This is a genomic window from Francisella orientalis FNO12 (assembly GCF_001042525.2).
Classification (GTDB): domain Bacteria; phylum Pseudomonadota; class Gammaproteobacteria; order Francisellales; family Francisellaceae; genus Francisella; species Francisella orientalis.
In genome coordinates this window covers 1,276,602-1,299,358 of sequence record NZ_CP011921.2, presented here as the reverse complement: position 1 = coordinate 1,299,358, position 22,757 = coordinate 1,276,602, and the positions used below count along the sequence as shown (strand labels likewise).

Below are 22,757 nucleotides of genomic sequence, written 5' to 3'. Positions count from 1 at the left end.
GAGATATTTAACAATTTAGTATAGAAATAGACTTAAGAAAATAAGTGCAAGCGGTGGATGCCTTGGCATTCAGAGGCGATGAAGGACGTGTTAATCTGCGATAAGCTTCGGGGAGCTGGTAAATAAGCTTTGATCCGGAGATTTCCGAATGGGGGAACCCACCTGGCATAAGCTGGGTACTCACTCGATATGGAGTGTAGAGCGAACGAGGGGAACTGAAACATCTAAGTACCCTTAGGAAGAGAAATCAATTGAGATTCCCATAGTAGTGGCGAGCGAAGTGGGAAGAGCCTGGTATGATTTAGCTGTAATTATAGTAGAACAAGTTGGGAAGCTTGACGATAGAGGGTGATAGTCCCGTATACGAAATAATCACAGTGGAACTAAGCATGCGAACAAGTAGGACGGGGCACGTGGAACCTTGTCTGAATATGGGGGGACCATCCTCCAAGGCTAAATACTCCTGAATGACCGATAGTGAACTAGTACCGTGAGGGAAAGGTGAAAAGAACCCTTATAAAGGGAGTGAAATAGAATCTGAAACCGCTTGCATACAAGCAGTAGGAGCATGATTTAGTCATGTGACTGCGTACCTTTTGTATAATGGGTCAGCGAGTTACTTTTAGTGGCGAGGATAACTGAATAAGGGATCCGTAGCGAAAGCGAGTTTTAATAGGGCGATAAGTCGCTAGGAGTAGACCCGAAACCGGCGCGATCTATCCATGGCCAGGTTGAAGGTTGGGTAATACCAACTGGAGGACCGAACCCAATACTGTTGCAAAAGTATGGGATGAGCTGTGGATCGGAGTGAAAGGCTAATCAAGCACGGAGATAGCTGGTTCTCCCCGAAAACTATTTAGGTAGTGCCTCGTGTATAACTCATTGGGGTAAAGCACTGTTTCGACAATGGGGGTTTTACGACCTTACTGACTCGATGCAAACTCAGAATACGATGAAGTTTAATCACGGGAGACACACTGCGGGTGCTAAGGTCCGCAGTGGAAAGGGAAACAGCCCAGACCGCCAACTAAGGTCCCTAAGTCATAACTAAGTGGGAAACGAAGTGGGAAGGCCCAGACAGCCAGGAGGTTGGCTTAGAAGCAGCCACCCTTTAAAGAAAGCGTAATAGCTCACTGGTCGAGTCGGCCTGCACGTAAGATTTAACGGGGCTAAGTTATGCACCGAAGTTGCGGAATATATTTAGTATATTGGTAGGGGAGCGTTCTGTAAGCTGATGAAGGTATGTTGAGAAGCATGCTGGAGGTATCAGAAGTGCGAATGCTGACATGAGTAACGTAAAATAAGTGAGATTCTTATTGGCCGAAAACCCAAGGATTCCTACGCAATGTTAATCAACGTAGGGTAAGCCGGCCCCTAAGGCGTAGCTGAAGAGTGAAGTCGATGGGAAACAGGTTAATATTCCTGTGCCGCTTATATGAACGAAGGAGGGACGGAGAAGGTTAGGTAGGCCTGGCGAATGGTTGTCCAGGTGAAAGTATGTAGGTAGGAATGCTAGGCAAATCCGGTGTTCTGTTGATCTGAGATACGAGACGAAGTCAAACTTGTTTGACGAAGCTATTGATACCATGCTTCCAGGAAAAGCTTCTAAGTATATTGTATAAGCGACCGTACTGTAAACCGACACTGGTGGGTAGGTAGAGAATACTAAGGCTATGAGATAACTCTGGTGAAGGAACTAGGCAAAATGACACCGTAACTTTGGAAGAAGGTGTGCCCTTGATGGTGATGAGACTTGCTCTCTAAGCTGTTGGGGGTTGCAAATACCAGGTGGCTGCGACTGTTTATCAAAAACACAGCACTCTGCTAAATCGTAAGATGAAGTATAGGGTGTGACGCCTGCCCGGTGCTGGAAGGTTAATTGAAGGGGTTAGCGCAAGCGAAGCTCTGGATCGAAGCCCCAGTAAACGGCGGCCGTAACTATAACGGTCCTAAGGTAGCGAAATTCCTTGTCGGGTAAGTTCCGACCTGCACGAATGGCGTAACGACGGCCACACTGTCTCCACCAGAGACTCAGTGAAATTGAAATCGCTGTGAAGATGCAGTGTACCCGCGGTTAGACGGAAAGACCCCGTGAACCTTTACTATAGCTTTGCACTGGACTTTGAATATTTATGTGTAGGATAGGTGGGAGACTTTGAAGCAGTTACGCTAGTAGCTGTGGAGTCATCCTTGAAATACCACCCTTGAGTATTTGAAGTTCTAACTCAGGAGAGATTCGAGGACAGTGTATGGTGGGTAGTTTGACTGGGGCGGTCTCCTCCTAAAGAGTAACGGAGGAGTACGAAGGTGCACTCGGTACGGTCGGAAATCGTACCAAGAGTATAAAGGCAAAAGTGCGCTTGACTGCGAGAGTGACGGCTCGAGCAGGTACGAAAGTAGGTCTTAGTGATCCGGTGGTCCCGTATGGAAGGGCCATCGCTCAACGGATAAAAGGTACTCCGGGGATAACAGGCTGATTCCTCCCAAGAGTTCATATCGACGGAGGAGTTTGGCACCTCGATGTCGGCTCATCACATCCTGGGGCTGAAGCAGGTCCCAAGGGTATGGCTGTTCGCCATTTAAAGTGGTACGCGAGCTGGGTTCAGAACGTCGTGAGACAGTTCGGTCCCTATCTGCCGTGGGCGTTAGAGATTTGAGAAGAGTTGCTCCTAGTACGAGAGGACCGGAGTGAACGAACCACTGGTGTTCCGGTTGTTTCGCCAGAAGCATTGCCGGGTAGCTATGTTCGGAAGGGATAACCGCTGAAAGCATCTAAGCGGGAAGCCTCCTTCAAGATTAGATCTCTCTGATGAAAATCAGTAAGGAACGTTGGAGACTACGACGTTGATAGGCTGGGTGTGGAAGTACAGCAATGTATGAAGCTTACCAGTACTAATGATCCGAGAGACTTAAGTCTATTTCTATGCTGAATTGTTAAATATCTTTATAAGATATATTATCCAAAACACAGTTTTGGCGATAATAGCTTGTAGGAACCACCTGATCCCATTCCGAACTCAGAAGTGAAACTACAAAACGCCGATGATAGTCTGGCAATGCCCAGGTGAAAGTAGGTAATCGCCATCTTATTACATTAAAGACTTATCGTGATAAGCATTTTAAAAGCCTCATAGAAATATGGGGCTTTTTGCATTTATAGACATCATGATTTTTAAAACTATTACTGCTATATTAAACAGCAACTTTCATCTATAATCTCCTGATATTTATATTTATCACTTATATAACTATGATTCTATCAAAAGTGTTTTAAGTAAATTCGTTAATTACCATGTCTAACAACTATATTATTATACATAACAAATGAATCTTGACTGTTTTGATTATCTTGCTTTTTTTGATTAATTAATCCTTGTGTTTCAGTTTCTACTGCTGTCAGCTCTTTTGTATAGACTGTAGAATACTTGCGTTTGTATTTTTATCTAAATTAATATCTGTTGTTACATATATAAATGTACAAGAGAATAATAAAAAAATAAAAGTAATAATCTTTTTTTAAGTCATTTCACTTCCTCAAATTGCTCTAGTAAATAAATTATAACTCAAAAGTGTATAAATAGTTCTTCTTAAAAAAATAAATCGAATACTGTATATGATTTTTTAATTTTGATTATTTAAAATATAATAATTTAAGAAAATCCATAATTAGTTAGTAATTTGATGTTATTAAATGTTTTACTAATTTTTAAAATCTAGATTTGCTTTTATTTTGTTAAGAGATATTATTGGTATTAAATACCATAAAAATGAGAGGATTCTTATAGTGTATTATTATTTTTGATAAAATATAAATTTAATTAGGAGTAATCTTAAGAAACGAAAAGCATGTTTCTATTCAGATAGTAATAAAATAAGTGCAGAAATTATTTTCCTAATAATATATCTAAAGAAGGTGCTCCAGCTATAGTCATGTGTCATGGTTTTACTGATATAAAGGAACATAAACTACCTCCTATTGCAGAATTTTTTTCCTCCAATGGCTATGTTGTAGCTACATTTGATCATGGTGGCTCTGGTAAGAGAGAAGGCATTATAAGTTATCTTGTTCCACAAGAACAGGTTAATGATATTAGAAATATGATCACATACTTACAAACCTTACCAGAAGTGAATTATGAAAGAATTGGACTTTTGGGCTCATCTTTTGGAGGTGCTAATTCTATTGTAACAACAGGAATAGATAAACGAGTTAAATGTTTATGTGCCCAAGTAACATTTGGAAATGGTGAGTGAGTTTTTTTAAAAAGTAAAAGATGAAAAAAATTACAGATGTTTAATGAAATGGTTTCTAAAGCTTCGAGACTTGCTGTATTGGAAAATAATCTATTGCGTATATCAGCAATAGTAGATAAGCAATCTATTAATTTTTATAATTCTGAAGTTTTTAATTTCCCCCATTTTGATGTTGATATCCCTTTGCTTTCTATTGAAATAATTACAGAATATTTTCCTGAAGACTATATATCAAAGATAAAAATTCCTATATTTATAGTATCTGCTAAAAATGATACAGTCGTTCCTGTACAAGAGTCAGAAATTTTATTTGAAAAGGCAAATGAGCCAAAACAGTATCATTGTGATGGTACTGGACATTATGATGTTTATGTTGGAGATCGTCTTAAAGAGATATCAAATAAACAATTAGAATGGTTTAACAAATATTTATAATTTAAAAAAAGAGAAATTAATTGTGAAATTACAAAAAGTTAGTGATAGTTGTTATGCAATATTAAATGAAAAAATAGGATGTGTGATGCAAATTCAGGTTTTATAAATCTAGGAGATGGAATATTAATAGATACTCAGTCTGATGTTAAGCATGCTCAGATGATGATAGATTTACTATCTACTATTTCAGAAGGACATCCTAAGTTCATTATAAATATACATGAAGACTGTGATCATGTTTTTGGTAATCAATTATTTAGAAACTCTGAAATTATTGCTCATAAATCGGTACCTGAAAGAATAAAATTAGTAGCAAACCTAGAACATATGAAAGAATCTTCAACAAATGATGATAATCATCTACGTTTGAAAGCAGTTGAGAAACAACTTGCTGAAGATTATAATTTGAGTGATGTAGAGCTTGTCTTACCGACAAAATTATTTGATGAAAAATATACTTTAAAAATTGAAGATTACAATATTGAGCTTATTTATGTAGGTCCATGTCATTAAGTTGGCGATACTATTGTTTATTTTTCATAAGAAAAAGTTGTTTTCGCTGGAGGTGTAGTTTTTCAAAATAGTATACCAGTTGGTTGGGTAGGTTCTTATAAAAATTGGTTTAAGGCTTTAGATTATATTATCTCTTTAAATCCAGATGTTGTAGTACCAGGCCATGGGCCTATTTGTGATAAAAAGGGTGTTTTACATTTTAAAAATTTATTAAAACATATTTTATCAGAATCAAAAAAATATTATGATTAAGGAATCTCATCAATTGAAGCAGCTAAGATTATAGATCTTAAAGAATATAAAGAATGGAAGGGTGTAAATAGAGTATATATGTGTATAGAAAGGGCTTATAGAGAGTTTAAAGAAATGCCAGAAGATACCCCCTTGGAGTGTTACAGATTTATTCGATATTTTTTATGATACGGCTAAATGTAGAAATATTGATATAGAGTTTTAATAAATATAATAGAATATTATTGCTTTAAATATCTTCACAGTAGTTTATAACTCGTTGATTTGTTTTAATATTTATATTATGATTATTTTATTAGAAGTAGATAACTAGTAGGATCATCTGGGCATTCATGTGCACCACACTCAATAAATGTTGAAGTGACGTTAGTGAAAATAGCTATTAAGAATATTACAAATACAATATGAGTTAATGCAAGAACCTTATTATTTTTAGCCTATTTTATTTCATTTGGATCTTTATTTATTTTGTATTGATCTGGATATGACATGGTAATGGCTACATAAACTATTGCAACCGTTGATATTACAAATACCCATTATACATGGGTAGTCCAAAGACAGTTGATCCAAAACCAACAGGATCTGAAACATGAAGAGCAATTTGTCTTAATGAAATGAATGATGTTAATACTGCAGCCAATAATGATAAAGCATAATGACTAGGCCTAACGTTATAGGCATATTTAATAGAAATCCAAATCCTATTGCTAGTAGTCCTAATCTTTGTAAAAGACATAGTGGACAAGGAATTTCTCCCATTATAAATTGAAAGTAAAATGCAGAAATAATGGTAATCGTTATACCTGTAAGTTCTATAGCACTTAGAAATTTAATTAAATCATCTTTAAAATATTTCTTCATATATAAAAACCTCTAAGTTATAAATATATTGTTAAGTGATCAGTTACATGATGGAGAAAAACAAGTCCAGCTACAATAAGGAATATGCTGAACATTATAATACCTAAGCGCTAACTAAACCAAGCAAAAGAAACAGAAATAAAAAGCAATATGAAACTTATTAATATACCGGGCATTTGAAATACTCCTATATATTGATACACAAATTTAATAATAACAGTAATTCAATATCATTTCATTTTATATTTTCCTAAGACTAGTCAAAATTATATTTCATACCGTTATCTAAAATCATAATTAAGATATTGTAGTTCTTATCTTTAGGTAGTTTTTCAATTAGCTTCTTCGCTATAAAATAATTTGCACCACTACTATGACCAGCGTAAATTCCTTGTTCTTTTGCCAACTCATGACATCCTAGTATAGCTTCATCATCAGTAAACTGAATTATTTTATCTATGTATGACATGTCCATAGATTTACATAATATGGGATTACCAGGACCTTCAACCTTATAGCTATAAATATTTTCTTGTATTGATCTACCATGATAAAAAATATCATAATAAATAGATCCTTTGGGATCTGGCATGACAACTTTGGTTTTCGGATATATTTCTTTTATTTTTTTTGCACAACCAGTAATAGTTCCACCAGATCCTCCGACTGTTATAAAATAATCAATATTTTGAGAGTGAGTTAAAAAATAATTAACTATTTCTTGCCCTGTGGTTTTGTAATGACACTCTGTATTTAGTAGATTATCATATTGATTAATTAATATGCCATTTAAATTTTTTGCTAATTCTTTAGCTTTATTGACATAAAAATCGACATCTGTGTGATCAGCAGTATTTTTACATATTGTTAGGTTAGCACCAAAACTCTTGATCATTTTTCTTTTTACTTTTCCAGTTTTTTCTGGGCATGTAATATATACAGGATGATCATATAATTTTCCAATTGCAGCGAGAGAAGTTCCCATATTACCAGAGCTTGCTTCAGTGATTACTTGTTTAGGATTTATTTTTTTGTTTTTAATTAAGTTATCTAACATATATTTTGCAACTCGATCTTTTATACTCCCTGTAGGATTAAGCCATTCGCATTTGGCATACAAGTTATGAGTGTTGTTGGTTTTTAGTTTAATAATAGGAGTTTTGCCTATTAGAGATATCATGATATTTTCGAGTATATTTTAAATTAGATAATTTTAACAAAATATTTGCTGTAGAACTGTTTTATTAGTTATGATGAGTATAGTCGGGAGTTGCCTTTTAGATATTATCTGATTGGGTTAGCAGTGTGTGATAGCGTTTAACTCCAATTGAATATGATCTTAATTTTGTTGGGTTTGCATTAACAATAGATGTAGTACCAGCTAAAATCAAAACTAATATGAGTATTTTCTCATTATTCATTCCTCATTTTTTACTATATATTTTATTTATTTCTAGTATATATCTGGTGAAATACTAAGTCTGTACCATAATTTACATACCAGCTATGCATAAACGAAATATAAAGGTAAATTAGATATTTAGATGAATTTTTTATTTACTTTTGAGGTTCTAGTTTGCTAGTTACATCACCAGTTAAAGTTTTATCCATAACTGATACGCTTCTAATTGGTTGTCCTTCTTTTAAATTAGCTTCATTTAAGTTTACATAAATTCTATTCCCTAAAGAGTATCCGATATGTAAAGTTTTTTATCTTTCATAGATATTACATTTTTCCATTGTGTTGGCCATTTGTCTTGAATATCAGAAGCTGTAAAATCAACTTCTTTATATCCTTTTACAAAAGGTACCGATACAGAATCAGCCGCGGCGAACATGTAATTAACAGCATCGTCAGCAGTATTTGCACTAGCTATATTTTTGCTGATAAAGTTTGCTCTTATAAATCTATTTTCTGATTTGGCACCTCCCGGAATCATATCTATGTTATATAAATCAGTTTTTTGATATCTTTTAGTTTTTTTACCTGTTCATCATAACTTGGCTCATTTGTCATAGCTTTAGTATGTCTATGAATTTTTAACTTACCATCCACATATTCAATCATTGCACTATCTCCACTAGCATCTTCTATTGAATAATTGTATAGGTAAATTTCCTTTTTTGCCTTTAAGTTCAATCTGAGGAGTATAAATTTGATAGTTATTTAAGTTGTCAATAACTTCCTGTACGGATGCGTAATTGCCAAGTACATATCTTACCCATACCAGTCCGTTGACTCCCTTTATGCTAGTGCCTCTTTCTGGTTGCTGCATTGTTCCAAAATATAATAAGTGTACGGCTAATCATTTTCATTAATACCTTCAGCAGTTAAATTCTCTAGATTAGTTTCATCAACAGAAACATAGCCGTATTTGTCAGTCCAATCAAGAGAATTTTTTTCAAGAGAGCCATACCTCTTGGGTATACTGTTAAATTTGGTTTTAGATCTATAAATACATCCATGGTTCTAGTAGAGTATTTACCTATATTTCCACTAAAATTATGATTAAGTTCAGAACACGCCATAGCAGGCACTGAAGTAGCTAATACTGTACTAGTTAGTAGAATGTTTGATAATATTTTTTTCATTTTTTACTCTCCTATTGATTATTTAAAAAAGCTAAAGTTAATTTGTTAACTTACACAGCTATTATATTTGTAGTAGTATTAATATGTCTGTAGCAAATAATGCATAAGAGCTATGCATAAATGAGGGTAATGATAAATTTTGATGATATTTTTATAAAGCTTATTGATATAGGTACTTTTACAGAGTTAGCAAAGCATTTAAATGTTTCGCAAAGTACTGTTTCTCGTAGAATTCAAAACTTAGAAGAGTCTGTGAATATGAAACTAATAAAGCGGAACTCAAGAGGCCTAATAGAAATGACTGAGGATGGAGAGTCATTTTATATGAGCTTTAAAGATATTGAGAGACAAGCTAATACGACACTCCAGCAGATAGTGAATAAATCAAAAGAAATTAGTGGTACTTTAAAGGTAGGTATACCAAAACTTTTTCTCGATAATATACTTGCTGATAAGCTAGGTATTTTTTATGCGCGTTATCCTAATGTTAAATTAGTATTTAGTTACACAGCAGGAATTATAGATTTGGTTAAAGATGATATTGATATCGCAATTACTATAAAAAAACCTATAACTAGCAGTTGTACTATAAAAACTCTCGTAAGAGCAAAAAATAAACTATACGCTAGTCAAGATTATATTCAAACATATGGACAGCCAAGTTTACTAGAAGATCTTGAAAGTTATGATGTAGTTGGATTTTTGCATAATGATAAATTTCAGACCACATTGATAGCTTTCTCTGAGAAAGATGATTCTAAAAAAGAGGTCAGTATTAATCCGAATATGTTTCTTAATAACACTATATGTGATATTAATATAGCGACTAAATGCAATAAGATTATTAACACCTTAGATATTTTTGCTAATAGTAAACTAAATGTGTTACCAGTACTTGATGATTATTATTTTGGTAGAACTGATTTTTATTTGGTAAGAGCAACACGAGTTAGAAATAATTTAGAACAAGAGTTTGTTAAATTTATTGATGTATGTTTACAGGAATATTAGATGAAGAAGATATTAACAACTTTTATTATGCTAGCTATTAATATTAATCTATATGCGATTGTAGCTGGTAATTCGCTCAATGTAACGAGTAGTAGGGTTAAAACAGTCACGACTAATAAACATATTGATGAACCTATTACTAGAGATCAGTTTGAAGATAGCATTACTATGGCTAAGAGTAATAGTATGCGATAAAAAAGTTTTTTATTTACCAATACAGAAACTTGAGAAGATTTCTCCTAATAAATCATCGGAACTAAATTCTCCTGTAATAGAGTTAAGATACTCTTGAACTATTAATAACTCTTCAGCTAAAAGCTCGCCATTACCAAGCTCTAATTGTTCCTTAGCAAGCTTGATATGATCAAATGCATTATCTATGGCTGTGACGTGCCTTTCACGAGCTGTATAAATACTCTCATTCTGAGTAGTATATCCAACTTTAGCAAGTATGTGATCTTTTAGTTTATCAATACCAATATTACTTTCAGCTGATATGTAGATATGATTATCATGATTTAGAGGTATTTCTTTAAGAAGATCTATTTTATTATGGACATAAGTAATATCTATATCTTTGGGTATTTGATGGTAAAATTCAGGAATTATATATTTTATATCACTAAATTTAATCTGACTATTTGTATAGTCATCAGTTACAAATAATATTTGATCTACCTCTTGAATTTTTTTGATAGCTCTTTTAATCCCTTCGCTTTCGATAATATCGTCGCTGCTACGTAATCCAGCAGTATCGATAATATGCATTGGAACACCATTTATTTGGATATGCTCTTTAACGATATCACGAGTTGTACCTGCTATGGATGTCACAATAGCAGACTCTTTACCAGCTAAGGCATTTAAAAGACTGGATTTACCAGCATTGGGTTTACCCACTAGTATTAGTGTTATACCTTCAACAAGAATTGCTCCTTGTTTGCAGCTATTTTTTACATCGAGAATTGTCTTATATATATCTTGTAAGCTATTGTGGATTTTTTGATCTTCTAAAAAGTTAATTTCTTCTTCTGGAAAATTAATAGATGCTTCTACGTACATTCGTAGATAAATAAGTTTTTCTAGAAGATTATTAATTTCTTTAGAAAAATCTCCTTGAAGAGATTTTGCTGCTGATTTTGCTGCTGTTTCTGAAGATGCATTAATAATATCTGCTACAGCTTCAGCCTGAGTCAAATCAAGTTTATTGTTTAGAAAGGCTCTTTCAGTAAATTCACCGGCATTAGCTATTCTAGCACCATATTCTAATGTAGCTTTAATTATTAAATTAAGTATAAAAGGATTGCCATGTGCTTGTATTTCAACGACATTTTCACCTGTATATGAGTTAGGGGAGTTAAAGAATATTACAATACCATGATCTATAATCTCATTAGTGCTATAAATATTACAAAATGTGGCATACCTAGGTTTGAGTCGCTTTTTTGTGAGCTTTTTGGCTATTGACAAAGCATCAACGCCAGAAATACGTATTATACCTATGCCACCATTACCTTGAGGAGTTGCAATTGCAACTATAGTATCTTTTGTGTACATTTTTATTTTAATTTGTGATTTGAGTTATTTTCGTTATCTTCTTCTTGATCTATTACTCGCCCTTTTTTGCTAGTGTATTGTCTAAAAAAATCAGGATTTTCTTTAATTATTTTTCTACGTACAAAAAATGAAAAAATCATCAGGAAAATAATCAGAAAAACAAATAAAGGCGCAAAAATAATAAACGATATAAACGCTATTACAATAAGACTTATAGAGGCTAAAATTTGTTTTACATTATTGTTCATTGCTTTGCTTTATAGTATTTAGCTTGTATAATATGAGTACAAGTATATCACTTAGGTGGTTATTAAAATAGGGCTCTACAAAATTCTGTGGGCGTGGTATTCAAAATCCGGAGGTTTATATGAATATTCAAATTACTGGTAGACATGTTGAAGTTACTGATGCAATCAAAAACTATGTAAATGAGAAAGTTGGAAAGGTAGGGCATTATTTTGACAATATTACTTCAACAAAAGTGATCTTAGATGTTGAAAAAGATCATCAAGTTGCAGAAGCTATAGTTACGGTTCCTGGTAGCGAATTTGTTGCAAAAGCTGAAGATAAGGATTTGTATGCAGCTATAGACATGCTTGAAGATAAATTAGCTCGTCAAATTAAGAAGCATAAAAACAAATTAAGAGATAACCACGCTACCAGCCATTCTGAATAACTATTCTACTTATAACCTTTCTATCTAGTTCATGAACTTAAAAGCTCTAATAAACAAAAAAGATATAATTTTAAATCTTAATATTGAATCAAAAAAACGTTTGATTGAATTTTTTGCAAATAGAATATCTGATTATCCTGATATAGATGAGGATCTTGTTCTAAAAAATATCTATAAACGTGAAAGAATGGGTAATACATATATAGGTAAGAATATTTATATTCCTCATTGTCGAGTTGAAAATCTTATGACTACTAGATTGATAATAGTCACATTAAAAAATAGTTATTATGATGACTCCATTGATGATGATATTAAAATAGCAGTTGGTGTTTTTTTTCCTGATAAAATATCTGCTATTCATATGGAGCTTTTAAAGCAATTAGCACTATACTTGAAAGAAGATCGTACCCAGCAATATTTCCAACAAGCTGAAAGTTCTGAGGATTTATATAATTTAATTATTAATACGAACAATGACTGATTTATTTGATAATATACGCATAGTTCTAGTTGAGCCATCTCATAGTGGCAATGTAGGTTCTACAGCTAGAGCAATGCTGAATATGGGATTAACAAATTTATGGCTAGTTAACCCTAAAAAAGGTATAGATGATGAAGCTATAGCGTTATCATGTCATGCTACAGAAGTAGTCAAAAGTGCTAGGATTGTGACTAATCTTCAAGAAGCGCTTGACGGTATAGATTATGTAGTAGGTACTAGTGCAAGAGTGCGTAGAGTATCTCTGCCTATAGAACCTATATCCAAAGTAGCTACAAACATACTTAATAAAATCCAAAAATCTGATGAAAAAATAGCAATATTATTTGGTAGAGAAAGAAAGGGACTTTTAAACGAAGAGCTTTTGATGAGTAATGTGCATGCGTATATTCCGTCAAATGAAGGATATACTTCACTTAATCTAGCTCAAGCAGTACAACTAGTAGCTTATGAGATTTATAAGCAAGCTGTTGAGATTAGTGATTTAAAAGAAGTGCCTGAATATAATCATCTGCATAAGAAAGCTTCTGTCAAAGAGTTACAAGGGTTATATCAACATTTTGAAAATAGTATGCTTCGATCTAGATTTTTGGATAAAGAGAAACCTGGCCATGTGATGGATAAAGTACGCAGACTTTTTCAAAGATCTAAATTAGAGAGTCAAGAGGTTAATATTTTGAGGGGGTTTTTGACATCATTGGATAATTTGGATAAGTTAAAATGATTATACTTGGTATAGATGAAGCAGGGTGTGGACCATTATCAGGACCTGTAGTTGCAGCTGGAGTAATATTAGATCCTGAAAAAATTATTGATGGTCTTACAGACTCTAAAAAATTAACAGAAAAAAAACGTCAATCACTATATAAACAAATAATTGCTCATGCAAAAGCATATACAATAGTTGAAGTTTCACCTCAGCAAATTGATGAATTAAATATTCTTCAAGCAACGCTCAAAGCTATGAATCAAGTTGCAGATAATTTAAAAAAACAATTTGATAAAGTGCTGGTTGATGGTAATAAATTACCAGACTGGGATTATAATTCAGAAGCTATTGTGAAAGGTGATTCAAAAATTCAAGAAATATCAGCAGCTTCGATATTAGCAAAAGTACATAGAGATAATATTTGTCTTGAGCATGATAGATTATATCCGCAATATGGTTTTGCCAAGCATAAAGGTTATCCAACAAAAGAGCATCTTAAAAATATAAGAAAATATGGTGTATTAGATATCCATAGAAAAAGCTATAAACCAATTCAACTATTGTTATAAATGAATAACTCTGAAAATTACTATACAGCAGGAAAGAGTTTAGGACTTTTTGCACTTACAGCTACTCTTGTAATGACGGAGCTAAATGTATCAACTCTGATAGGTTTCTCGAGCTTGGGATATGTATATGGATTCTCAGCACTATCTCTAGGAATTGTGTTTTTAGTTGGATTATTATTTTATTCTTTTAGTGTCGCTAAAAAGTGGAAAAACTTTGATGCAATCAGTGTTTCTGAATTTTTTTCTCAACGTTATAATCCAGTATTTGGATTGGTAGTAGCATTATGTTTATTAACTGCAATGACAGGATTTGGAGCTAATTTTATATATTCTACTACAATTTATCTACAAGAGGTTTTTCCTGCTTATAATCATTGGTTAATAAGTGGGGTAGCTTGTAGTGTAATGTTGTTATTTACCATAAGAGATGGACTACTAGTGATAGTGAAAATAGATAAATTGAGCTTTTTATTATCTATAGTTCTACTTATATATTTAGGGTATTCAGTATATAATGCTGATGCTTCTGCATTTGGATGTATTAATAATGCACAAATACTAACCTTACCATTTTCTTTTTCTATATCTCTAGCAATTCTTACAGCATTTACATACATACTTTCACCATGGTATGGACAAAAAATATTTGCTGCTAAATCTAAGAAAGTAGCATTTTATGCAGTGCTGATTACATCATTTATTGTGAGTTTGATTTATCTGATAGCTGTCTATACTACGGCTAAATATGCAGGTGTGATTAGTTCCACCAATCCTGACGAAGCCTTTTCATATATTGTACGAAATCTCTTTAGTAAACCTATGTTAGTGATATTTTATCTTATGATGTTTATGATAGCTTTAACAACTATAGCAGCATTATGGAATACTATGGCATCGATGTGTTCTGTACATTTTCAAGATAATAAAAGCGAGCAGAAAAATATCCTTACCGTAATTATTATTGCAATTTTTAGCTATATACTTGCCAATACTTTTATAGATCAGGTTCTTGATAAAATGTTACTTTTCAATATTCCTATAGCTGCCTTAGCATTTAGTTTACTATATGGCTTTTATGGTAGTAAGACTAATTTATTAGGAGCTATTCTAAGTACTGTTATAGGTGTAATAAGTGCTTTATGTTGTTATTTTGTTTTTAATCAAGATGATTTTGTTTTCTATTGGGCAACTGTGTGTATACCTTTGAGTTTTATGATTGGGTATTTACCTGTGGTATTAGGATATTTAAAAAAAATTATAGTTTATCGTTTCTGAGTTTCTTAAGTAGTATGAATTCAGCAAATATTCTAAGACCTATACCTATTAGAGTGTCAAAAATTTGTGCTATAGTAAACCTGATTACTGTCATATCTGATTTGAGAAAATAAAATACTGCAATTAACCAAATTGTTGCAAAAACAATGCCAACTCCATAATTATGATTAATCATAAAATATGTAAGAAAAATGAAAATGAAGCAAAAGTATATTGCTAACGGATACTTATCAAAAATAAAGTGTGATAATACAATGCCTATAGCAGCTCCAATGAGAGTGCCAATTAATCGATGCAGAGATGTTCTTATCGATATTATATAATTTCCTGTAGATACTATAACTATAGAATAGCAAATCCAAGCAGGATTGGTTATATGTATAAATCTAGCAGTTATATAAACAGAGACTATAAGGACAGTAATAATAGCTTGTTTAAAAACAAATGAGCCCTTATTAATAGTAGTAGTTTTGATATCAACACTTGGCATAATTATTGTAAATAATGAAGTTGATATGAAGCCTATTAGTAGTCCAGTTAGGCAGGAATTAAGAGAAGGTAATAGGGTATTCTCATATAGAATTGGATCAAGATAGAAAAAAAGTAGTATATATACTATCAAGAATATGATTAAAATACGTCCACCATTGAAATATCGTTGTGAACATAGACAACAAAAAACTAAAATTCCACGAGCTAGTTCTTGCAATATTGGTGAATTTATCAAACTAACAAAAGATGCTAGAAGCATCATTATTAGAGCTAGAATTGTATTTGTAGTTAGGCTTTTGATTTGTTCAAGCTTAGTATTTCCAAAGCGATAAAAAGGTAGAAATATTCCAAAAACAAAAGCCCAAATCATAAGTAGAGTTTTATGATTGTAAAGGTAAGATGCGCTTAAGCTAGAAAAAAATATAGAAGCTGTAATTGTCGAAGCAAAATATAGCTTCTTTTATCTGTGAAAATATTTTTTGTCATATAAGCTAAATTTTGATTGCTACAATCTTATCTATGAAGTTAGTTATGTCAGCTCTAATTCCAGATACTCCGATAACTTTATCCTTATTATAGATAGGTTGTCTTAATATGAAATATGCTCTTGTAACACCTTTTTTATCAGTGAAAATATTAATAGGATTAACATCTTTACCAGCAATAATATCTTGATCTTTTTTTCGATATATAGCCCCAATTTCAGCCCCAAAAATTTCTGAGTCATCAAAATCAATAAAATCTTCTAGAGTTAAGTCTGCTAATGCGGCTGCTTGATGATTTATATAAATATATTTGCCATCAATATTTTTTATAAAAAAGGTGATTTCTGTTGCATGATAGCTTTGTCAAGTAAGATTTGTTTTTGATTTAATGTGATCTTATTTTAAGACTAGTTAGATAATTACGAAAGACATATTATCATTGGTTGAAATATAACGCGATGCTCCATATAATTGTAAGTAAAAAATATATTCTTTTATGTCATTATATAAATTTACAAGTTTAAATTAGCAATGGAGAAGAATTAATGCCCTATGGTATAAAATATTCATGAACTATTTAGAAAAAACAAATTTTACTTACACTGAGGCTATTGTTTTATTAGCTGCTTTGGGACTAAATGGACCTTCGAAATCTGATATTTCTAATTATATGAGATGTGAGCCTCAGAGTATTACTAGAGCTATTAACAGTTTAGTATCTAAAAAATTATTGCAACGCTAAATTGACTCACAAGATAAGAGAGTTGTACGTTTTACTTTAACACGGTTAGGAAAGGAGTTTTCAGTTAGGACTCAAGATTTTATAAATATAAATTGGCAAAAATCTTTAGGACATATCGATAATAAAGATTTAGATATTTTCACTAAGCAACTTAGATGAGATAATTAGTAATCTAGAGCGTATAGTAGATAATGATAAAAGAAAAGATTAATCTAGAGAAAGAACATTGTCTGAGTTTGCTTCGCCTAATTTTTTAGGATTAACGGCTTCATCATCTTCACCTTCATTAATATTGATTCCGTAACCGAATTCACGAGCATACATTCCTTGTTCAGTTTCTTTAGAGAAAACTTCTAAAACAGATTCTATAGGAATATTAATGGATATTGGTTCACCATCAAAAGTAGCATCGAAGCTAATATAGTTATCATCAATATCTAAGTTCTGTATAGCTTGAGGAGACAAGTCTAGTAGTATTTTGTTATCTTCATCAATATAGTTGTTAGGTACGACTACACCTTCATACTCAGTATCAACCAAAATATATGGTGTAAATCCGTGATCAACTAGCCAGTTGTATGTAGCTTTGACTACATATGCTCTAAGCATAGCCATATCAAGCTCCTTGTGCTTTAATCGTTTTTATAAAATTAGCTTCACTCAAAAGTTCTTTGATTTCTTTGATAATGTTCTTATCTTTCGTAGGAATTGAAATCTTAAGCTTAATAAAGTAATAAAAAACAAAAGTTATAATAAGAGTTAAAACATTAATGTTTTGTGCATCTGGATTGCTTTCTGCATTTACCTCTCTTTCACTGACAATAGTCTTATAAGTGCTAATAATATCTTTTTGCATTTTCACTTTTATCTCAGATGCTTCTTCTTCTGTTAAATTTGAGTCTTGCAATTTTATGATATTTTGTAGAAATGTTTTATTAACATATTCTAATAATATTCTTGCATTAGCTCTTTGCTTTGGAAAAACTGGGAACATTGGAGGAAAAGGATACAAATCTTCTATAGCTTCTATAATAACACTTAGTCTATAAACAGCAAAATCATCAGTACTAAGCGTAGGAATATTGCCATTAGGTGTTATTATATTTAGTTCTTCTAAGTGTTTTGAGTTTTCTTCTTTAGAAACATCTATAATCTTCGCATTAGCTCCTTTGATAAGAAGAATCATACAAACTATGTCGCTATAGATATCATCCTTTTTTATATATAATAACAAGATTTTATCCTCCTGGTGATAAAAATAAAAAGAATAATAGAAAGGTAATAAAAACGTATTAACGCTTAGAGAACTGTCTTCTTCTACGAGCTTTTCTAAGACCAAACTTCTTACGCTCAACTTTACGTGAATCACGAGTCACGAAGCCTGCTTCACGAAGAGCAGGTTTTAAATCTTCATCAAACTCGATAAGAGCTCTAGTAACACCTAAACGTATCGCACCAGCTTGACCAGTAGTACCACCACCTTTTACTGTTACTTTGAAGTTAAAGTTTTCAGTGTTGTTAGTTAATTCTAAAGGCTGTTTTACAACCATACAATCTGTTTCACGACATAAATACTGCTCTAATGGAAGACCATTAACGATAAATTGACCAGTACCTTTTTTCATAAATACACGAGCTACAGAGCTTTTACGACGACCTGTACCATAATTATATTCTGACATTTTTACCATCCTTTATTAAATATTGTGAGCTTGAGGTTGTTGAGCTGTATGTGGGTGATTTTCACCAGCATAAACTTTTAACTTTTTGTACATAGCACGCCCTAGTGGAGTTCTAGGAAGCATACCTTTAACAGCTTTTTCAATAGCTCTTTCTGGATGAGTTGCAATTAGCTTCTCAAAAGAGATTGATTTGATACCGCCAATATATCCAGTGTGGTGGTGGTAAATTTTGTCTTTTCTTTTGTTACCAGTTACAGCTATTTTTTCAGCATTAATGATAACAACATAATCACCAGTGTCCATAGAAGGAGTATATTCTGGTTTGTTTTTACCTCTTAGGATCATTGCTACTTCAGTAGCTAGACGACCTAAAGTTTTATCTGTAGCATCAATCAAAAGCCATTGTCTTTTGATATCTGATGGTTTTGCAGTAAACGTTTTCATCTTTTTTCCTTTATTTATTGTTGTCAATTACTCAGTTTTTGCAAAAAATTCTTAATCATGCAAACCTATACAGCTCGCCGTACTTTAAAAATTTAAGCAGTCTACATAGTACACTGTCTATGTAAGATAAGCAAATAAAAATTAATGAAGAAAATTTATAGTATGAGCTATTTTGTATCTGGTCACCCCCAATTTTGAGTATTTAGAAGATTTTGACCAATAACTTTTGTTTGTCTTAGCTCTTTTTCTATCTCAATTAGGTTGTGGTTTGGTAGTTGTTGTAGACATTTTATCAGTTCTTTAGAGTGTGAGATAACCCAAATTTGAGTTTTAGTAGATGCTTTAGCAATCAATCTTGCAAGCGGTGTTATCAAGTCAGAATGTAGGCTTGTCTTAGGCTCGTTTAGAACCATAAGTTCAGGAGGTCTTGGGGTAAATAGAGCAGCTGCTAACAATAAGTATCGCAACGTTCCATCAGAGAATTCACGAGCTGATAATGGGCGTAATAGCCCATGTTGACTTAGTTCTGTGATGAATTGCCAATCAGAATGTTTTTTGATATTTAGACTACTACCTGGGAAAGCATCTTCAATAGCTTCATTTAAGGCTTGGCGGTCACCAATATCAATAATTGTCTGTAATGCTGAAGCAAGATCGTGGCCATCATGACTTAGTACTGTTGTAAGAGTACCTAATTGATTAGCTCGTGCTGGAGCGTCAATATCTGTGCGAAAATGATCATAAAAACGCCATTGTTTGATTTTCTCACGCAGGCCTACAATTTCGGATGTTTTATCTATATACGAAGCTTGAGTAAAAATACTTTCATAGTTAGGACAGTGTTGCTCGATGACCTGCCATTGTCTTTGCTCTCGGACTTTTATAATATGACTATCTCTATCAACTAGAGCGCTTGGATGTTTATAGGCTTCGCCCGCCCAAATTGTTTCACGCTTGATTTCAGCATCTAGAGAAAAAGAAGTTGTAGTTAGCGGGCCGGGATAGCCGAGAGAAATCGTATAGCCAAATGTTTCATCACTAAATCCTAGGCGTAGACGAGGCTCTTTTTGTTTAGATCCTCCTTGTATTGGAGCTTTACCCTCACGCATTTCTTTGGAAATTTTTTCAGGGCCTGCCCAGAATGTTGTGGTTAGCCCACTTTCTTTAGCAAGTGAGTTTACCCCACCACCTTGAGTTGTTTCTGCTAGTAGTCTCAAAGCTTTATAAAGATTTGACTTACCGCTTGCATTAGCACCTGTTATAATATTTAGTTGCGATAGAGGTATTACTAGATTTAGTAATGAGGGTAGTTATTAACTGCAATAGTTTTTATCATTGAATTATGCTCTTAGAATTAAGTATATTTGAGCCAGTTTATTTAGAGAGATTTGATTAGTCTACTGGCTTCTTTGCTTGATCTTCTAATACAGTTTTCAATTGCTAATCTATCAAAAAAATTACCAGTAATATATAAGTTAGGTATTTCTAAAAGCTCTTTTTCTAAATCTTGTAGGAAAATATGATGATTACGATGATAGCAGGGTAATGTGTTTTGTTTTATATAGGTATGAAGAATATCCTCCTCAGTTATACTCAAAAGCTTTGTTATTTTATGCATTAACTCTTTTTGAGAATAATTATCTTTACAATGAAATGCTATAGCTCTATAGCTTGGATTATCAACAACATCACGAGAGACAGCTGAGTAAAAGAACTGGTCTTTACCAATTAATCCAGCTAAGTTTTTAATATGTTTCAAGCTTTTTTTACTAGTAACAATTCCTATACTTATTAGATTTGACATCGCAGGTCTATATTGATGTTTTGCTATATTTGGTAGTATATCTTCTAGCAAAGACTCCGTTATATTCCATGGTGTTGCAATACATAAACTCTCACAGTGATAATTGGCATGGTCTGTTTCAATTATCCATTTGTCTTGCTTTGAAATATTGATAACTTTTTCTTTGATAACACTTTGTTTTCGATTGGTAAATAGTTTAGACAAACCATCTTTGAATGTAAAACTTCGAGGTAGAGAGGTATCTCTATCATATTTTTTAAATAAGTATTCCATGGGGAAGCTTTGGCTATTTTGAGATAGCACAGCATCAAAACAAAATTTTAATGTTCGGTCGTAATTTTTTTTGCCAAATAGCTTTGTTGCATATTCGCTAACTGTTTTATCTTTTTTTGAGATATTTCTATTCTTTAAGAAACTAAAAGCAGCTGTAAAAGGATTTATATTAGTAAAAATACTTTGAATTTTGTTGTTAGGTTGTACAAATAGGAATGGGGCTTTTCTTCTTGGTTGGATGTTTTGCTCGAGAGAGTTGTTGCGGATATAGTCTATAGTTTCGTTGTAAGAGTTATATATCGTATGCGCACCCATTTCAAACCAAAAATCTTTATATTTTGGGGAGTTTATACATCCTCCGATTTTATTTGGTTCAAATAGACAGTAGTCTATATTTGTTTGAGATAGTTTTTGTGCTAGGGATATGCCAGAGATTCCCGCACCAATAATAATAGTGTTAAAATGTTTATGGTTATTCATTTGGTAACAGAATCCATAGTTTACCTTGATTATTCATATGTCCAGCGTTGAATTCAGCTTGTTGGCCATGTCCCCAGAATACATCACCTCGAATAGGTCCTCGAATCGCACCTCCCGTATCTTGAGCTATCATTAATCGATCAAGTGGTTTAGTGTCATGATGATTATCTTCGTAGTAATCGGTTTCTAGCCAAAGAGGAACTCCATATAGATAGTATCTGTCATCAATAGCCAAGGAATAACTAGGGGTTAATTCAACATCTTGAGCGCCAACTGCATTTTTGCGATCTACATATCTAAAGAATACAAAAGAGGGATCATAATTCAGAACATCATCTATTTTGTCTTTATTTTTGTTTAACCAAGCTTTAATTGCTTGCATTGACATTTGATCTCTGCTCATATAGCCATTATCAAGTAGATATCTTCCTATGGGTTTATACTCATGTCCATTTTGACTATCGTAACCAACTAAAATATCACCACTATCAGTTTCGATCCTTCCTGAGCCTTGTATTTGCAAGAATGTTCTATCAACTTTTGATTTAACCCATACCAATACGTCTTTTTTTGTTAGCAGGTTACCATTTGATATTTCTGCACGCGTATAATATGGAACTAATCTACCATCTTTATATCTACCAAAAGAAAAATTATCATCGCCCTTAGGTTGTTTGACCAAGTCGTTGGGAGTTCTATAAATAGGCACAGTGTATTGTAGAGTTTTGACTAGATTGCCTTTTATAGTAGGTTCGTAGTATCCTGTGAATGTTCCTGTATCCTTATTCTTATATATTACCTGGTATGGAGTTAAATTTTGCTCAAAAAAAGTCTTTGCTTGATCTTTTGATTCTATTTTAGCTGCTATTACCTTATGGCAAATATTTATCCAATTTGCATATTCAGGTTTATTTTCATCAACTATTTTTATACACGATTTTTTAAAGGTATCAAAAGATGTAAGTTGATCACTAGTATCCCAATTATTTAGATCTTTGAAACTAGCTTTTTTATAATCAACTTTATCTGAATATTTTTTTGATAAATAGCGTTGAGCAGTTACATTTGTGCAGCTACTTATAAGAATAAAAAGTGCTATAAAGCTTATTTTTTTTAAATTCTCTTTTATTTCTCTAATATTCATAT

General features: G+C 32.7%; 27 protein-coding genes, 2 rRNA genes and 1 pseudogene. 12 read left to right on the top strand and 18 right to left on the bottom strand.

Going from position 1 to position 22,757, the window contains the following annotated elements:
* The first annotated feature begins 30 nt into the window (after nt 1–30).
* The 5 genes from FNO12_RS06740 to FNO12_RS06720 all read left to right on the top strand — a co-directional run bounded on the left by FNO12_RS06740 (nt 31) and on the right by FNO12_RS06720 (nt 5,202).
* Nucleotides 31–2,917, top strand: a 23S ribosomal RNA gene (locus FNO12_RS06740).
* Nucleotides 2,918–2,972: 55 nt separating this feature from the next.
* Nucleotides 2,973–3,087: ribosomal RNA gene (rrf, locus tag FNO12_RS06735) — 5S ribosomal RNA — on the top strand.
* Between the two features lie 843 nt (nt 3,088–3,930).
* Nucleotides 3,931–4,254, top strand: coding sequence for an alpha/beta hydrolase (locus tag FNO12_RS06730; protein ID WP_014714528.1), 324 nt, complete (start codon nt 3,931–3,933; stop codon nt 4,252–4,254).
* A gap of 36 nt (nt 4,255–4,290) precedes the next feature.
* Nucleotides 4,291–4,689, top strand: a complete 399-nt coding sequence (locus tag FNO12_RS06725; protein WP_050346498.1) for an alpha/beta hydrolase family protein — start codon at nt 4,291–4,293, stop codon at nt 4,687–4,689.
* A 78-nt stretch (nt 4,690–4,767) separates the two neighbouring features.
* A complete protein-coding gene (locus FNO12_RS06720) occupies nt 4,768–5,202 on the top strand; it encodes an MBL fold metallo-hydrolase (protein ID WP_014714530.1) in 435 nt (144 codons plus the stop codon).
* Between the two features lie 539 nt (nt 5,203–5,741).
* Here the strand turns inward: FNO12_RS06720 and FNO12_RS06715 are convergent.
* From FNO12_RS06715 to FNO12_RS10940, 7 genes and pseudogenes are all read right to left on the bottom strand, one after another.
* A pseudogene (locus FNO12_RS06715) lies at nt 5,742–6,318 on the bottom strand (disulfide bond formation protein B).
* A gap of 17 nt (nt 6,319–6,335) precedes the next feature.
* Nucleotides 6,336–6,413 carry a hypothetical protein gene (locus FNO12_RS11860; RefSeq protein WP_472335588.1) on the bottom strand — a complete coding sequence of 26 codons (78 nt, stop codon included), beginning with the start codon at nt 6,411–6,413 and terminating at the stop codon, nt 6,336–6,338.
* Between the two features lie 161 nt (nt 6,414–6,574).
* A complete protein-coding gene (locus FNO12_RS06710; RefSeq protein WP_014714532.1) occupies nt 6,575–7,498 on the bottom strand; it encodes a PLP-dependent cysteine synthase family protein in 924 nt (307 codons plus the stop codon).
* A gap of 502 nt (nt 7,499–8,000) precedes the next feature.
* Nucleotides 8,001–8,258, bottom strand: coding sequence for a linear amide C-N hydrolase (locus FNO12_RS10955; protein WP_030005699.1), 258 nt, complete (start codon nt 8,256–8,258; stop codon nt 8,001–8,003).
* A 2-nt stretch (nt 8,259–8,260) separates the two neighbouring features.
* Nucleotides 8,261–8,386: a hypothetical protein gene (locus FNO12_RS10950; RefSeq protein WP_030005698.1), complete on the bottom strand. Its 126-nt coding sequence runs from the start codon at nt 8,384–8,386 to the stop codon at nt 8,261–8,263.
* Between the two features lie 13 nt (nt 8,387–8,399).
* The gene (locus tag FNO12_RS10945) at nt 8,400–8,594 is read right to left on the bottom strand and encodes a linear amide C-N hydrolase (protein ID WP_030005697.1); all 195 of its coding nucleotides are present in this window, start codon (nt 8,592–8,594) and stop codon (nt 8,400–8,402) included.
* 64 nt (nt 8,595–8,658) lie between these two features.
* Entirely contained in the window at nt 8,659–8,910 is a 252-nt protein-coding gene (locus FNO12_RS10940; RefSeq protein ID WP_030005696.1) for a hypothetical protein, read from the bottom strand.
* 132 nt (nt 8,911–9,042) lie between these two features.
* On the opposite strand from FNO12_RS10940, the gene FNO12_RS06700 reads away from it, so the two are divergent.
* Together FNO12_RS06700 and FNO12_RS06695 are read left to right on the top strand one after the other, a co-directional pair.
* Nucleotides 9,043–9,921, top strand: a complete 879-nt coding sequence (locus FNO12_RS06700; protein WP_041257451.1) for a LysR family transcriptional regulator — start codon at nt 9,043–9,045, stop codon at nt 9,919–9,921.
* Nucleotides 9,922–10,116, top strand: a complete 195-nt coding sequence (locus FNO12_RS06695) for a hypothetical protein (protein WP_014714535.1) — start codon at nt 9,922–9,924, stop codon at nt 10,114–10,116. It begins immediately after the preceding gene.
* Between the two features lie 9 nt (nt 10,117–10,125).
* Here FNO12_RS06695 and mnmE read toward each other — a convergent pair whose 3' ends face one another.
* Together mnmE and FNO12_RS06685 are read right to left on the bottom strand one after the other, a co-directional pair.
* Nucleotides 10,126–11,478, bottom strand: a complete 1,353-nt coding sequence (gene mnmE / locus FNO12_RS06690) for a tRNA uridine-5-carboxymethylaminomethyl(34) synthesis GTPase MnmE (RefSeq protein ID WP_014714536.1) — start codon at nt 11,476–11,478, stop codon at nt 10,126–10,128.
* Nucleotides 11,479–11,480: 2 nt separating this feature from the next.
* Complete coding sequence (locus FNO12_RS06685; RefSeq protein WP_030005695.1) at nt 11,481–11,726, bottom strand: VirB3 family type IV secretion system protein; 246 nt, start codon at nt 11,724–11,726, stop codon at nt 11,481–11,483.
* Between the two features lie 119 nt (nt 11,727–11,845).
* Between FNO12_RS06685 and hpf the strand changes: the two genes are divergently transcribed.
* The 5 genes from hpf to FNO12_RS06660 are packed head-to-tail and all read left to right on the top strand — an operon-like array spanning nt 11,846 to nt 15,209.
* Complete coding sequence (hpf, locus tag FNO12_RS06680) at nt 11,846–12,154, top strand: ribosome hibernation-promoting factor, HPF/YfiA family (protein ID WP_014714538.1); 309 nt, start codon at nt 11,846–11,848, stop codon at nt 12,152–12,154.
* A gap of 31 nt (nt 12,155–12,185) precedes the next feature.
* Nucleotides 12,186–12,638: a PTS sugar transporter subunit IIA gene (locus FNO12_RS06675; RefSeq protein ID WP_014714539.1), complete on the top strand. Its 453-nt coding sequence runs from the start codon at nt 12,186–12,188 to the stop codon at nt 12,636–12,638.
* Nucleotides 12,631–13,380 carry an RNA methyltransferase gene (locus FNO12_RS06670; RefSeq protein ID WP_014714540.1) on the top strand — a complete coding sequence of 250 codons (750 nt, stop codon included), beginning with the start codon at nt 12,631–12,633 and terminating at the stop codon, nt 13,378–13,380. The genes FNO12_RS06675 and FNO12_RS06670 overlap by 8 nt, the downstream gene beginning before the upstream one ends.
* The gene (gene rnhB, locus FNO12_RS06665; protein WP_030005694.1) at nt 13,377–13,934 is read left to right on the top strand and encodes a ribonuclease HII; all 558 of its coding nucleotides are present in this window, start codon (nt 13,377–13,379) and stop codon (nt 13,932–13,934) included. The genes FNO12_RS06670 and rnhB overlap by 4 nt, the downstream gene beginning before the upstream one ends.
* The gene (locus tag FNO12_RS06660) at nt 13,935–15,209 is read left to right on the top strand and encodes a sodium:solute symporter family protein (protein WP_030005693.1); all 1,275 of its coding nucleotides are present in this window, start codon (nt 13,935–13,937) and stop codon (nt 15,207–15,209) included.
* On the opposite strand, the gene FNO12_RS06655 is transcribed toward FNO12_RS06660, so the two are convergent.
* The 9 genes from FNO12_RS06655 to mltA all read right to left on the bottom strand — a co-directional run bounded on the left by FNO12_RS06655 (nt 15,190) and on the right by mltA (nt 22,755).
* The gene (locus tag FNO12_RS06655; RefSeq protein WP_014714542.1) at nt 15,190–16,071 is read right to left on the bottom strand and encodes an FUSC family protein; all 882 of its coding nucleotides are present in this window, start codon (nt 16,069–16,071) and stop codon (nt 15,190–15,192) included. The genes FNO12_RS06660 and FNO12_RS06655 overlap by 20 nt on opposite strands.
* A 121-nt stretch (nt 16,072–16,192) precedes the next feature.
* Nucleotides 16,193–16,486, bottom strand: coding sequence for a diguanylate cyclase (locus FNO12_RS06650; RefSeq protein WP_231138634.1), 294 nt, complete (start codon nt 16,484–16,486; stop codon nt 16,193–16,195).
* Between the two features lie 649 nt (nt 16,487–17,135).
* A complete protein-coding gene (gene mglB / locus FNO12_RS06640; RefSeq protein ID WP_014714544.1) occupies nt 17,136–17,543 on the bottom strand; it encodes a transcriptional regulator MglB in 408 nt (135 codons plus the stop codon).
* A gap of 1 nt (nt 17,544) precedes the next feature.
* Entirely contained in the window at nt 17,545–18,162 is a 618-nt protein-coding gene (gene mglA, locus FNO12_RS06635) for a transcriptional regulator MglA (RefSeq protein ID WP_030005692.1), read from the bottom strand.
* Nucleotides 18,163–18,220: 58 nt separating this feature from the next.
* A complete protein-coding gene (rpsI, locus tag FNO12_RS06630) occupies nt 18,221–18,610 on the bottom strand; it encodes a 30S ribosomal protein S9 (protein WP_041257283.1) in 390 nt (129 codons plus the stop codon).
* A 15-nt stretch (nt 18,611–18,625) separates the two neighbouring features.
* Nucleotides 18,626–19,054, bottom strand: coding sequence for a 50S ribosomal protein L13 (gene rplM / locus FNO12_RS06625; protein ID WP_014714547.1), 429 nt, complete (start codon nt 19,052–19,054; stop codon nt 18,626–18,628).
* 182 nt (nt 19,055–19,236) lie between these two features.
* Nucleotides 19,237–20,271 (bottom strand): AAA family ATPase, encoded by a 1,035-nt coding sequence (locus tag FNO12_RS06620; RefSeq protein ID WP_014714548.1) that lies wholly within the window; start codon nt 20,269–20,271, stop codon nt 19,237–19,239.
* A 161-nt stretch (nt 20,272–20,432) separates the two neighbouring features.
* Complete coding sequence (locus FNO12_RS06615) at nt 20,433–21,611, bottom strand: NAD(P)-binding protein (RefSeq protein ID WP_030005691.1); 1,179 nt, start codon at nt 21,609–21,611, stop codon at nt 20,433–20,435.
* Nucleotides 21,604–22,755, bottom strand: coding sequence for a murein transglycosylase A (mltA, locus tag FNO12_RS06610; RefSeq protein WP_014714550.1), 1,152 nt, complete (start codon nt 22,753–22,755; stop codon nt 21,604–21,606). The genes FNO12_RS06615 and mltA overlap by 8 nt, the downstream gene beginning before the upstream one ends.
* Nucleotides 22,756–22,757 lie beyond the last annotated feature (2 nt).